Origin of the sequence: Erythrobacter tepidarius (genome assembly GCF_002155695.1) — a bacterium.
GTDB lineage: Bacteria > Pseudomonadota > Alphaproteobacteria > Sphingomonadales > Sphingomonadaceae > Erythrobacter > Erythrobacter tepidarius.
On the sequence record NZ_MUYJ01000001.1, the window covers coordinates 1 to 11934 of the forward strand.

Genomic DNA, 11934 nt, shown 5'->3' on the forward strand with positions numbered 1-11934 from the left:
AGGTCTGGCAGCCGCGCCCCGTCATGGGCGTTGGCCGCGCTGGCATCCCAGGTCCTGATCAGCCCATGCGCCCGGTCGATGCCGATGTGGTTCTTGTAGCCGAACATCGGGATGGCAAGATCGACCGGCTTGAACGCCGCAGGATCAGCACCCTCCTTCACCTTCGCCTTGGAGTATTTGACCGTCCAGCGCGCATCGCGGTCCTTCTGGCGGATCCTGGCGGGCTTCTCCTTCCAGCGCTCCGGGATCTTGCCCTCCTTTATCGCGGCCTTTTCCTCATCGCTATTGCGCTGCCTGGGCGCCGGCACCACGGTCGCATCGATGATCTGCCCGCCCATCGCCAGATAGCCGCGATCGGTCAGCACGGCATCGAAGCGCGCAAAGAGCTTGTCGATCGCCTTGGCCTTCACAAGCTGCTCACGAAACAGCCACACCGTGGTGGCATCAGGCACCTTGCCATCGAGCCCTAACCCCAGGAACCGCTGGAACGAGAGCCGGTCCTTGATCTGGAACTCTGCCGCCTCGTCCGAGAGCGAGTAGAGCGCCTGCAGCACCAGGATCTTGAACATCATCACCGGATCGAACGGCGGCCGGCCGCCTTTGCCACGATCGCTCCGCCTCAGCGCCACGATCAGCGGCCCGCGGAACACTTCAAAATCCACCACCCCCGCCAACCGCTCCAGCGGATCGCCCGCCGCGCTCAACGCCGCATACCGATCCGACAAATCAAAGAAACCCGGCTGACCAACCATCATCGCCTCCGCTCATCGCAGCGCAGAGTGAATCAGATCAGCGCATCAAAGGCGAGGGTTTTTCGAGGTGTCCATTTGAAAGCGATCACCAGCACCAGCGTGAGGCCGGTGAACCACAGGACAGCCTTGGCAGCATAGCGGGTGATGGCGAGCAACATCCGGTCCGCTTAGCCGACCGGCGGGCCGTGCGGAAGCGGGATGATGTTCTGCAAATGTTTCACGTGAAACATTGGCCGAAAACGGCAACGGAGCGCGGCATGGCATCGCCGCGCTCCGTCAATGAGACGACAATGATCGTGCAACTTAGCGTCAATGCGCTAGGCGATTCCGGGCAGCAGCCGTTCGCCCGCGATCCGCTGCATCGCCTTTTGCAGCTTCTCGAACGCGCGCACCTCGATCTGGCGGATGCGTTCGCGGCTGACGTCGTAGGTCTGCGACAGTTCCTCGAGCGTCTGCGGCTTGTCGGTCAGGCGGCGCTCGATCAGGATGTGCCGTTCACGCTCGTTGAGGCTTTCCATCGCTTCGGCCAGCATTTCGTGGCGCATCTGCGATTCCTCGGCCTCGGCCACGGCCTCGTCTTGGAGCGGACGATCATCGGCCAGCCAGTCCTGCCATTCGCCCGAACCTTCCTCGCCGGAGCGCATCGGCGTGTTGAGCGAGCCGTCACCGCCCATCATCATCCGCCGGTTCATGTTGATCACTTCCTGCTCCGGCACGCCGAGGTCGGTCGCGATCTTGGCGACATCATCGGGGTGGAGATCGGCCTCCTCGTAGGCGTCGAGGTTCTTCTTCAGCCGGCGCAGGTTGAAGAACAGCTTCTTCTGCGCGGCGGTGGTGCCCATCTTCACCAGGCTCCACGAACGCAGGATATATTCCTGGATCGAGGCCTTGATCCACCACATCGCGTAGGTCGCGAGGCGGAAGCCGCGATCGGGCTCGAACTTCTTGACACCTTGCATCAGGCCCACGTTGCCTTCCGAGATGAGATCGGCAATCGGCAGGCCATAGCCGCGGTATCCCATCGCGATCTTCGCGACGAGGCGCAGATGGCTGGTCACCAGCTGGGCGGCGGCATCAGGATCGCCATGTTCCTGATAGCGCTTGGCGAGCATGTATTCCTGCTCGGCGGTGAGCACCGGGAACTTGCGGATCTCGGCGAGATAGCGGTTGAGGCTCTGTTCACCGCTGAGGGCCGGAACCGAAGGGCTTTTCGCATTGGTCACTTCTTACCTAACCTTTCTAGTGTCGACCGCTTGGCAAGGACCCCTGACGGGCATCGCTTGCGCTTGGGCCACGGGTTATGAATATACGCGAAAACCTGTCAGTTGTATGCGCAATTCATCGAATACAACGACGCAGTTGGTCGATGAGTTCCGCCATGTCCGCCGGCATTTCGCTGCGCAAACGGATGGTTTGCCCGGTGAGCGGATGAACGAAGCCAAGCTCGGCCGCGTGCAGCGCCTGCCGGGCAAAGTCGAGTCGTTCGAGCAGCGGACGGAGCGGTTTGGGCGTACGGCCATAGACAGGGTCTCCCACTAGCGGATGGCCAATTGACGCAAGGTGAACGCGCACCTGGTGGGTGCGGCCGGTTTCCAGCCGGCATTCGATCACGCTCGCCGCATCCAGCTTTTCGAGCACCTTGTAATGGGTCACCGCGGTTTTTCCGCGCGAGGAATTCTTGGGCAGCACCGCCATTTTCTTGCGGTCGGCATCGGATCTGCCGATCCGCGCGTCGATCGTGCCTTCGCACGGGTGCGGATGCCCGGCGCAGACCGCGATATAGCGGCGGTGGACATCGTGCGCGGCGAACTGGGCGGCGAGGCCTTCATGCGCGGCATCGGTCTTGGCCACCACCAGCAGGCCCGAGGTGTCCTTGTCGATGCGGTGGACAATGCCGGGGCGCGCCACCCCGCCGATGCCGGAAAGCTGGCCGCGACAGTGGTGCAGCAGGGCATTGACCAGCGTGCCGCTGGGATTGCCCGCCGCCGGATGCACCACCATGCCGGCAGGCTTGTCGACGACGACGAGGTGCGCGTCCTCATAGGCGATGCGCAGGGCAATCTCCTCGGGCAGCGCCCCGGCAGGCACGGCCGCGGCGAGGGTGATGCGATACGCGGTGCCCTTGGCCACCTTCATCGCGGCGCTCGCCGCAGTCCGGCCCGCGACATCGACCCGGCCTTCCGCGATCAATCCCTGCACTCGCGCGCGCGAAAGCCCGGTGGCTTCGGCCAGCGCCTTGTCGAGGCGGGCGCCAGAGCCGTCGGCGGCGGTGATGGTGCCGGTGATGATTTCGGGTTCGCTCACGCCGCACCCCCTAACCCTTTGCCCTGCGCTTGTCGAAGGCCCGCGTGTGCCTTAGCCCTTTGCGCACCGCCCCCGCACCGGCAGGGGGCTATCAGCGGGTCATGCTCGGGAATGCTTCCCGCCGGAACGGGGACGACGGATAATGGCATTGCTTGTCGCCAAGGATGCGCTCACCACCATGCGCGCCGCCGCCGCCGCGGCGCACCCGTGCGAGGCCTGCGGAATCCTGCTGGGCGAGGAAGGATGGATTGTCCGCGCGATGCAGACGCGCAACGTCCACCCTGCGCCCGAAACCCATTTCGAGATCGACCCGCAGGCGCTGATCGATGCGCATCGCGCCGCGCGCGCCGGCGGGCCGCAGGTGATCGGCTATTTCCATTCGCACCCGTCCGGCCCCGCCGAACCCTCGGCCACCGACCGTGCGATGGCAGCGGGCGATGGGCGCGTCTGGGCGATCGTCGCGGGCGGGGACATCAGGTTCTGGAAGGACGGGAAAGACGGCTTTGCCGCCCTTTCCTTTACCATCGGCGATGGTTAGGGAAAGGGCATGATATCGCAAACCGATCTTGCCGCGATGCTGTGCTCGCGGCTGTGCCATGATATGCTCTCGCCGGTCGGCGCGCTCGCCAACGGGCTGGAACTGCTCGCCGAGGAGCAGGATCCGGAAATGCGCGCGCGTTGCATGGAACTGCTTGAACATTCGGCAAAAATCAGCACCGATAAATTGAAGTTCTTCCGTCTCGCCTTCGGTGCGGCGGGCGGCTTCGGCGAGGCGATCCCGATCGACGAGGCGCAGAGCGTGGTCAACGCGCTCGTCGCTGATGCCAAGCGGGTCGAAATCAACTGGGCGATCGCCGAGCCGAGCCTGCCCAAGCCGGCGATCAAGGTGCTGCTCAACCTCGCGCAGATCGCGCTGGATGCGCTGGTGCGCGGGGGCGTGCTCGATATCGGCGCGGAGCGGCGCGACGGGGCGGTCGAGATCGTCGCCCGCGCCCGCGGTGATCGGATCGCCTTCGACGAGACCATCGGCCGTGCGCTGCAGGGGGATCTCGCCGATGGCGAGATCACCAGCCGCACCGCCGCCGCCCACATGATCGCGCTGCTGGCCGAGGAAATGGCGGGCGGTATCCAGTACAAGCTGGGTGATGGAATGCTGGTGCTCGGCGCGGTGCTGCCCGAGCCGGACGGCCTGATCGGTTAGGCTGGGTCGATGCCGGGGGGGAAAGGCGCGCGCCAGGACGAACTGGTCCACCGCGAGGTGCCCTCGCCCAACCACAATCAACGCACCCTGCCGATCAGCATGGTGGTGCTGCACTATACCGAGATGAAGCCGGTGGAGGCCGCGCTCGCGCGGATGTGCGATCCTGCTGCCTCGGTCAGCGCGCATTACTGCATCACCGAAGAAGGCGAGGTGATCCGGCTGGTGCCGGAAGACCGGCGCGCCTGGCACGCCGGGGCGAGCTACTGGCGCGGGATCCCCGACGTCAATTCGGCCAGCATCGGAATCGAGCTCGACCATCCCGGCCATGCGAGCGAGAACGGCGGCTACCGCGGGTTTGCCAAGGCGCAGATCGACGCGCTGATCCCGCTGCTGGCGCGGATCGTGAAGCAATACGACATTCCGCGCGCCAATGTGGTCGGTCATTCCGATGTCGCGCCGATGCGCAAGATCGATCCGGGCGAACTGTTCCCGTGGGAGCGGCTGGCCGAACATCGCCTGTGCTTGCCCCGTCCGCGATGCCTTGCCGCCGGCGATCCGTTCCACAACGAGGGAGCGTTCTTCCTCGCGCTCGAACGCTTCGGCTACGACATCACCGATCAGCGAAAGGCGGTGGAGGCCTTCGAGCGGCGCTGGCGGCCCGAACACATCACCGGCGTGGTCGACGGCGAAGTGGCGGCGATCCTGTGGCAATTGCTGCTCGATCGTGACCGGGGGCGCACGCGCTAGCTTTGCCTTTTGCCGATGCAGCCCTATATGGGCGCGCGTCAGGGGGCCTGAGGCAGCCGCGTGTCCTTCGGGATGCGAGGAAAGTCCGGGCTCCACGAAACAAGGGTGGCGGGTAACGCCCGCCGGCGTCCTTGCGGGGGCGTCAGGGAAAGTGCCACAGAGAGCAGACCGCCGATGGCCCGTCAAACGGCACAGGCAAGGGTGAAAGGGTGCGGCAAGAGCGCACCGGGGGGCTGGCAACAGCAACCGCATGGCAAACCCCACCCGGAGCAAGGCCGAATAGGGGTCTCGTGCCTTTGGTAAGGAGGCAGGCGGGTTTCGCGCCGAGAGACCCGGGTTGGCTGCTAGAGCCGTCGAGCAATCGCCGGCCCAGATGAATGGCTGCCCCCGCAGGCCCGTCCCGCAAGGGATACCGCCCGCGGAGACAGAACCCGGCTTATGATGGCCCCCTGATCTTCTGGTTTGCCTGCCCGCCGAGGCGGGCACGCCGACGAACTAGGCTCTGCCCACGCTTGTATAGGCAAAGCCGGCGGCGCGCATGTCCTCGGGATTGTAGATGTTGCGCAGGTCGACCATCACCGGCGCCTTGGCGAGTTCCTTGACCCGCTTGAGATCGAGCGCGCGGAAGGCGTCCCATTCGGTCACGATCACCACCACATCGGCGCCGGTGATGGCCTCATAGGCGCTTTCGCACATGGTGACTTCGGGAAGCAGCGGCCGGGCCTGCTCCATGCCTTCCGGGTCATAGGCGGCCACCGCCACGCCGGCATCCATCAGCGTCTGGGCGATCGCGAGCGCGGGGCTGTCGCGCATGTCGTCGGTGTTGGGCTTGAAGGTCAGGCCCAGCAGCGCCGCCTTCTTGCCGCGCGCCGCCTCGATCCCGCCCAGCGCATCGATCACCTTGCGCCCCATCGCCCGCTTGCGGCTCTCATTGACCTTGACCACCGCTTCGACGATCCGGATCGGGCTTTGGTAATCCTCGGCAGTCTTGAGCAGCGCGAGGGTGTCCTTGGGGAAGCAGCTGCCGCCATAGCCGGGGCCGGCGTGGAGGAACTTCGGGCCGATGCGGTTGTCCATGCCGATGCCGCGGGAGACATCCTGCACGTTCGCGCCGACCTTTTCGCACAGATCGGCCATCTCGTTGATGAAGGTGATCTTGGTCGCGAGGAAGGCATTGGCGGCGTATTTGATCAGCTCGCTCGTGCGGCGCGAGGTGAACAGGATCGGGCTTTCGTTCAGGAACAGCGGGCGATAGACCTCGCGCATCACTTCGCGCCCGAACTCGTCCTCCGATCCGATGACGATCCGGTCGGGACGCTTGAAATCGCCGATCGCCGCGCCTTCGCGCAGGAATTCGGGGTTGGAGACGACCGAGAACCTATGCGCGGTTCCGGTCTCGCGGATGATCCGCTCAACCTCGTCGCCGGTGCCGACCGGGACGGTCGACTTGGTCACCACCACCGCGTCATTGGCCAGACTTTCGCCCACTTCGCGGGCGACCTGATAGACAAAGGTGAGATCGGCATGGCCATCGCCGCGGCGGCTCGGGGTGCCGACCGCGATGAAAATCGCATCCGCGCCCTTGATGCCCTCGGCCAGCGAGGTGGTGAAGGCGAGCCGGCCCGCCTTGACATTGCTTTCCACCAGCGCGGCAAGCCCGGGTTCATAGATCGGCATGATGCCGGCGTGCAGCCGGTCAATCTTGCCCTGATCCTTGTCGATGCACACCACGTCATGGCCGAAATCGGCAAAACAGGCTCCCGATACGAGCCCGACATAGCCCGAACCCACCATCGCAATCTTCATGACCAGCTGACCTTTTCGCGTGACCTCGGAAGGTGCCCCGCCGCCGGGGGAAAACTAGCAAGCCCGGTCGTCGTGGAAGATCTCGACCGGGCCACCACCTAAGGCACGGGCCTGGATGATCCGCCGCTGATCGCCCTCGAGCACGAGCGCTGTAAGCACACCCGAACGGAATGCGCCAGTGTCAATCCCAATGCGATTGCCGCAATCCATCACCTGCTCGAAGATGGTGTGGCCGTGCACCACGACCTTTTCGAGCGGGCCTTGGTAATTGAGGAAACGCTCGCGGATCCACAGCAGATCGGAGCGCTGCTGCGCGTCAAGCGGACGGGCAGGATCGATTCCGGCGTGGACGAAGACATAGTCGCCTGCGGGGATCATCGTCTCGAAGGAAGCGATATATTCGCGCTCGGACTCCGGCACCAGCTCGTGCAGCTTGTCGAACAGCGCCTCGAGTTCGAGCGTGGCGAACTGCTGCGGCGAGAGGCCATAGCTCAACATCGTCTCGCGCCCGCCATGCTTGAGGAAGTGGCGGAGCGCCTCGGGTCGCTCGAAGGCGGCAAGGAACATCTCCTCGTGATTGCCAGCCAGCACCCTGACTTTGGCGTGCTGCTGCCAGCGCCGGGTGCGGGCGATCACCCCGGCGCTGTCCGGCCCGCGATCGACCAGATCCCCGAGCAGAACGATGCACGTGTCGGCGGGGCCGGCCTGCCGGTCGTCATTCTCGATCGCGGCGATCAACGCCTCGAGCAGATCGAGCCGCCCGTGAATGTCGCCAATCGCATAATAGCGTGTGCCGGCCGGAACCGAAGGCAGCTTCGGAGCAGGTTTCGGCCTGAAGATATCGCGCAATTTCTGAAGCATGATGAACTAGCGGTTCCGGATACGGCACCGGGGGCAGCGGCATTACAGCGGCTGGCCTTGCCGCGCAAACGCACCCCGCGGCGGGCGCGACGGACGGTGTTCTTTCGGCGCCGGACGGCAGCGCGCCCGGCTAATCGAGCGAAAAGCTCACCGTGGTGACCACGCGCACCTTCTTGTAGGGGCTGTCGGCCATGCCCCAGCCACCGGCATCGCCGTCGCGCGCCTCGATCTCGAAATAGCCCTGCGTTGCCTCCTTGATCTTGCCTACCCGGGAGTTGGAATCCTTGGCGAACTGTTCGGCCGCCGCGCGCGCGTCCTTGGTCGCTTCGGCCACCATTTCCGGCTTGATGTCGTTGAGCTTGGTGAAGGTGTAGGCCATGCCCGAACCTTCTTCGAGGAACACCCCGCGACCGACGAGGTCGAACTGCCGCGCCACCGCCTGCTGGGCGCGGGCAATATCGGTGGTGCGAAGGGCGAGACGCTGGCGCACGGTGAAGCTGGTCTGCCCCTCGTTGGTGTAACTCGACAGGTTGGCACCGATCGGCTGCAACGCGTCGGCGGGAAAGCCGAGATCCTTGAAGAAGGCGGCGATCGCCTGGGTATCGGCGCGCACCTTGGCCTGCGCCTCGGCGAGGCTGTTCGAGGTGGCCGAATAGGAAATCGTCCAGGTGGCGAGATCGGCGGTGACGTTGCGCTCGGCAAGGCCGCGCACGGTGACCGCGCGCTCGGCATCCTTGGCGCGCAGCAACCCGTCGCCCAGCAGGTAGCCGCCCGCGATCATCCCGACCGCGAGGATCCCCGCCGTTCCGAACCACAGCCGGGTGGTCGGCGCCTTCCAGAAATCCCCGGTCGTTTTCGCCGGTTGCACAGCATCACTGCTCATCGCATTGTTCCCCTGTCGCAGTTGATACGACGAAATGTGCATCAAGTGCGATGAATGGTTTTTGAACGAGTCTTGGTTTTCTGCATCGTGTCCGCGATGCCAAAGCCTTGCTGACATGTCCTGCTGCCGCGCCGAAGGCCGGGCAAGAATTGAGGGTCGCATCATGGTGAAATACCTCCACTCGATGATCCGCGTCACCGATCCGCAAGCGACGGTGGATTTCTTCAGACTTATCGGGCTGGAGGAAGTGCGCCGTTTCGATGTCGCGGCGGGGCGCTTCACGCTGATTTTTCTCGCCGCGCCGGGGCAGGAGGGTGTGGCCGAGATCGAACTGACCTACAACTGGCCGCCGGAAGATGGCAGTGCGCCCGAGACGTACACTGGCGGGCGCAATTTCGGCCATCTCGCCTACCGGGTCGAGAACATCTACGACACCTGCCAGCGTCTCATGGATGCCGGCCATACCATTCACAGGCCGCCGCGCGACGGACACATGGCCTTCGTCAAATCGCCCGACGGGATATCGATCGAGTTGCTGCAGGATGGCTATCTCGAACCGGCCGAACCTTGGGCCAGCATGCCCAATATCGGCAGTTGGTAAAGCCATTTCGGCCTTCCCCCAGGTGATGTAAACCTGCTGTAAACTATCAAAAAATCTGGGGGTGTTGCATCCGCTGCAAGCGCGGGATAGGTTCGCCGCTCACACCGGGAAGGGGGTCGCCTTGCCGATCGGAGACCTTGGCCTGTGGCAGTGGCTCGTGCTGCTACAGCATGAATTGCTGCTGTTTGCCGGGATCTTCTTCCTGATCGGCGCGGCCGATGATCTCGTCGTCGACGCGCTGTGGCTTTACCTGCGCATCACGGGCCGTGCGAAGGCCCCGTCTCGCACGCGTGCGACGCTGGTGAACCGTGCGCTGCATGGCCCGGCGGCGGTGATCATCCCCGCTTGGAATGAGGCCGCGGTGATCGGCGATACTGTCGGCCATCTGCTCGCCAGCTGGCCGCAGGCCACGATGCGGCTCTATGTCGGCTGCTACCGCAACGATCCGGCCACGCTCGCGGCGGCGAGCGCGGCGGCGCGGGGCGATCCGCGGCTGCGCCTCGTGATCCATGACCGCGACGGGCCGAGCACCAAGGCCGATTGTCTCAACCGCCTCTACGCTGCACTCGTCACCGACGAACTGCGTTCGGGCCGGCGCTTCGCGATGGTGGTGTTCCACGATGCCGAGGACATGGTCGATCCCGCCGCGCTCGGCCTGCTCGACGAGGCGGTTGCGCTCGGTGCGCAGTTTGTCCAGTTGCCGGTCGAACCGCTGGTCCAGCGTCATGGCGGCTGGTTGGCGAACCAGCTCGGCAGCCATTACTGCGAGGAATTTGCCGAGGCCCACGGCAAGGCGCTGGTGGTGCGCGACTGGCTCGGGGTGGGACTGCCCGGCGCGGGGGTGGGCTGTGCGGCGGCGCGCAGCGCGCTCGAACGGCTCGCGGCGGCGCATCCCGAAGGACGCCCCTTCGCGAGCGAATCCCTGACCGAGGATTACGAGCTGGGCCTCGCCATCGCCGCGAATGGCGGGCGCTGCCGGCTGGTGCGGGTGCGCGGCGAGGACGGGCGGCTGGTGGCGACTCGCGCCTTCTTCCCCAACCGTTTCGAGGCAGTGGTGCGCCAGAAGAGCCGCTGGGTGCTCGGCATCGCCTTGCAGGGCTGGGACCGGATCGGCTGGAGCGGCGGGTTGACCGAAGGCTGGATGCGTGCGCGCGACCGGCGCGGGCCGCTCGCCGCGCTGGTGCTGCTGGTCGGCTATGCGCTGGTGCTGCTGACGGGCGTGAGCGGGCTGGCGATCCTTGCGGGCGTGAGCGAGCCGGTGCCGCTGACCCCATTCCTCGAATTGCTCCTGATCGCCAACCTCATCGCCTTCGTCTGGCGGGCGGCGATGCGTTTCGTCTTTACCGCGCGCGACTACGGCGGAGCCGAGGGGCTGCGCGCGGTGCTGCGCCTGCCGCTCGCCAATATCATTGCCATCATCGCCGGGCGGCGGGCGGTGTTCGCCTATGCCCGCACACTCGGCGGGCGCGTGGCGGCATGGGACAAGACCGAGCATGATCTCCACCCGCTGCGGCTGGGCCTTGCCGCACAGGAGCAGCGCTTATGACCCGCGGCGCACCGCTGGCGATGATCGGGCTGGTGCTCGCCGCCTGGATCGGCGCGCGGGCGATGCTGTGGGAAAGCCCCTTTGCTGCGCCGCAAGGCCGGTTTCCGGCGGCCACCACGCCTGTTGCCGCTTATGATCGGGGCGCGACCCGCGCCGCGATCGCAGTGGCCGGCGAGAATCTTCCCCCCCTGCCACGCCAGCACCCTGGCCGCCGGGCCCGCAGCCATGGCCGCTTGGCCTTGCTGGCCGGCGGCCTGGTGGCCGGGATGGAGCCGGAATACGCCTTTGCCCGGCAGGATCTGCGGCGCGCCGCGCTGCGCACGCCGCTCGGCGCTGGCGGAGCGCGCGAGGAGGGCACGGGTGCTGCCCCAAGCGAGGCACCCCCGTTCCTCGCGCCGCCCCCCGCTCCGCCGGCGGCGCGCCAGCGGGCGGGGCGCTGGTCGATGGATGGCTGGGGCTTTTGGCGGCAGGGATCGGACGATGCGCCGATCGCGCAGGGGCGCGTGCCGATCTACGGCGCAAGCCAGATCGGGGCGGTGCTGCAATACCGCATCGCCCCCGGCCATGCCCGCGATCCGCGCCTTTATGCCCGCGCCTATCGTGCGCTGGTGCGACGAGGCGAGAGCGAGCTGGCGCTCGGCGGCTCGGTCCGACCGCTGCCGCGCGTGCCGGTGCGGCTGTTCGGAGAGCTGCGCGTGACCGACGGGGCGTTCCGCACCGAAGCGCGCCCGGCCGTCCTTGCCGTCACCCAGCTGGCCCCGCAAGCGCTGCCGCTCGGAACGCGGCTGGAGGCCTATGCGCAGCTCGGCTGGGTCGGCGGCGTGGATGCGACGGCCTTCGCCGACGGGCAGGCGAGCCTGAGCCGCGAGCTCGCTCTGGTCGCGAAGGCGACCGAGGATGCGTTGCACCTCAGCCTCGGCGCTGGTGCATGGGGCGGGGCGCAGGAGGACGCGCAGCGGTTCGATATCGGCCCGACGATGCGACTTGACCTGACACTGGGCGATGTGCCCGCGCGGGTCTCGCTCGACTGGCGCGAGCGGGTGGCAGGCGAGGCCGGGCCCGGCTCGGGTGTCGCGGTGACGCTCTCGACCCGATTTTGACCGGACGCCCCTTTGGGTGGCACAGACGCTCCGGGCCTTTGGCCGCTCCGCCTGCCCACCCGTCCACCAATGATACCATCATGCTATGGTGCCCTAGGGCGGACTCTGGAGCGCGCCTCAGGGCGACAGGAAA

The 11934-nt window shown here is 66.2% G+C and carries 13 protein-coding genes and 1 other RNA gene; 7 read left to right on the forward strand and 7 right to left on the reverse strand.

What is annotated here, in order from left to right; genetic code table 11:
• The 4 genes from BZF61_RS00005 to BZF61_RS00015 all read right to left on the reverse strand — a co-directional run.
• Positions 1-752, reverse strand: a 752-nt coding sequence (locus tag BZF61_RS00005) for an IS5 family transposase (RefSeq protein ID WP_086616887.1), incomplete at its 3' end; no start/stop codon positions are given.
• Positions 753-784: 32 nt separating this feature from the next.
• A complete protein-coding gene (locus BZF61_RS16050) occupies positions 785-910 on the reverse strand; it encodes a hypothetical protein (protein WP_281251515.1) in 126 nt (41 codons plus the stop codon).
• A gap of 159 nt (positions 911-1069) precedes the next feature.
• Complete coding sequence (rpoH, locus tag BZF61_RS00010; protein ID WP_086616596.1) at positions 1070-1975, reverse strand: RNA polymerase sigma factor RpoH; 906 nt, start codon at positions 1973-1975, stop codon at positions 1070-1072.
• A gap of 115 nt (positions 1976-2090) precedes the next feature.
• The gene (locus BZF61_RS00015; RefSeq protein WP_086616597.1) at positions 2091-3056 is read right to left on the reverse strand and encodes an RluA family pseudouridine synthase; all 966 of its coding nucleotides are present in this window, start codon (positions 3054-3056) and stop codon (positions 2091-2093) included.
• A 142-nt stretch (positions 3057-3198) separates the two neighbouring features.
• On the opposite strand from BZF61_RS00015, the gene BZF61_RS00020 reads away from it, so the two are divergent.
• The 4 genes from BZF61_RS00020 (at position 3199) to rnpB (ending at position 5461) form a co-directional block, all read left to right on the forward strand.
• A complete protein-coding gene (locus BZF61_RS00020; protein WP_086616598.1) occupies positions 3199-3594 on the forward strand; it encodes a M67 family metallopeptidase in 396 nt (131 codons plus the stop codon).
• Positions 3595-3603: 9 nt separating this feature from the next.
• Positions 3604-4257: a histidine phosphotransferase family protein gene (locus BZF61_RS00025; RefSeq protein WP_086616599.1), complete on the forward strand. Its 654-nt coding sequence runs from the start codon at positions 3604-3606 to the stop codon at positions 4255-4257.
• A gap of 9 nt (positions 4258-4266) precedes the next feature.
• Positions 4267-5004, forward strand: coding sequence for an N-acetylmuramoyl-L-alanine amidase (locus BZF61_RS00030; protein WP_086616600.1), 738 nt, complete (start codon positions 4267-4269; stop codon positions 5002-5004).
• A 38-nt stretch (positions 5005-5042) separates the two neighbouring features.
• Positions 5043-5461: RNase P RNA component class A (rnpB, locus tag BZF61_RS00035), an RNA gene on the forward strand.
• Positions 5462-5499: 38 nt separating this feature from the next.
• Here rnpB and BZF61_RS00040 read toward each other — a convergent pair.
• From BZF61_RS00040 to BZF61_RS00050, 3 genes are all read right to left on the reverse strand, one after another.
• Positions 5500-6810 carry a UDP-glucose dehydrogenase family protein gene (locus BZF61_RS00040; RefSeq protein WP_086616601.1) on the reverse strand — a complete coding sequence of 437 codons (1311 nt, stop codon included), beginning with the start codon at positions 6808-6810 and terminating at the stop codon, positions 5500-5502.
• A gap of 54 nt (positions 6811-6864) precedes the next feature.
• Positions 6865-7671 carry a metallophosphoesterase family protein gene (locus tag BZF61_RS00045; protein WP_086616602.1) on the reverse strand — a complete coding sequence of 269 codons (807 nt, stop codon included), beginning with the start codon at positions 7669-7671 and terminating at the stop codon, positions 6865-6867.
• A 130-nt stretch (positions 7672-7801) separates the two neighbouring features.
• On the reverse strand, positions 7802-8554 hold the full coding sequence (locus BZF61_RS00050; protein ID WP_086616603.1) for an SIMPL domain-containing protein: 753 nt from the start codon (positions 8552-8554) through the stop codon (positions 7802-7804).
• Positions 8555-8717: 163 nt separating this feature from the next.
• Between BZF61_RS00050 and BZF61_RS00055 the strand changes: the two genes are divergently transcribed.
• From BZF61_RS00055 to BZF61_RS00065, 3 genes are all read left to right on the forward strand, one after another.
• On the forward strand, positions 8718-9155 hold the full coding sequence (locus BZF61_RS00055; RefSeq protein ID WP_086616888.1) for a VOC family protein: 438 nt from the start codon (positions 8718-8720) through the stop codon (positions 9153-9155).
• A 121-nt stretch (positions 9156-9276) separates the two neighbouring features.
• The gene (locus BZF61_RS00060; protein ID WP_086616889.1) at positions 9277-10701 is read left to right on the forward strand and encodes a glycosyl transferase family protein; all 1425 of its coding nucleotides are present in this window, start codon (positions 9277-9279) and stop codon (positions 10699-10701) included.
• Positions 10698-11801: a hypothetical protein gene (locus BZF61_RS00065; RefSeq protein WP_086616604.1), complete on the forward strand. Its 1104-nt coding sequence runs from the start codon at positions 10698-10700 to the stop codon at positions 11799-11801. The genes BZF61_RS00060 and BZF61_RS00065 overlap by 4 nt, the downstream gene beginning before the upstream one ends.
• Positions 11802-11934 lie beyond the last annotated feature (133 nt).

What these genes read in the sequence shown, in the direction of transcription:
- BZF61_RS16050 (WP_281251515.1), bottom strand. Translation starts at nt 910, where the DNA reads ATGTTGCTCGCCATCACCCGCTATGCTGCCAAGGCTGTCCTGTGGTTC.
- BZF61_RS00020 (WP_086616598.1), top strand. Translation starts at nt 3,199, where the DNA reads ATGGCATTGCTTGTCGCCAAGGATGCGCTCACCACCATGCGCGCCGCC.
- BZF61_RS00025 (WP_086616599.1), top strand. Translation starts at nt 3,604, where the DNA reads ATGATATCGCAAACCGATCTTGCCGCGATGCTGTGCTCGCGGCTGTGC.
- BZF61_RS00030 (WP_086616600.1), top strand. Translation starts at nt 4,267, where the DNA reads ATGCCGGGGGGGAAAGGCGCGCGCCAGGACGAACTGGTCCACCGCGAG.
- BZF61_RS00040 (WP_086616601.1), bottom strand. Translation starts at nt 6,810, where the DNA reads ATGAAGATTGCGATGGTGGGTTCGGGCTATGTCGGGCTCGTATCGGGA.
- BZF61_RS00045 (WP_086616602.1), bottom strand. Translation starts at nt 7,671, where the DNA reads ATGCTTCAGAAATTGCGCGATATCTTCAGGCCGAAACCTGCTCCGAAG.
- BZF61_RS00050 (WP_086616603.1), bottom strand. Translation starts at nt 8,554, where the DNA reads ATGAGCAGTGATGCTGTGCAACCGGCGAAAACGACCGGGGATTTCTGG.
- BZF61_RS00055 (WP_086616888.1), top strand. Translation starts at nt 8,718, where the DNA reads ATGGTGAAATACCTCCACTCGATGATCCGCGTCACCGATCCGCAAGCG.
- BZF61_RS00065 (WP_086616604.1), top strand. Translation starts at nt 10,698, where the DNA reads ATGACCCGCGGCGCACCGCTGGCGATGATCGGGCTGGTGCTCGCCGCC.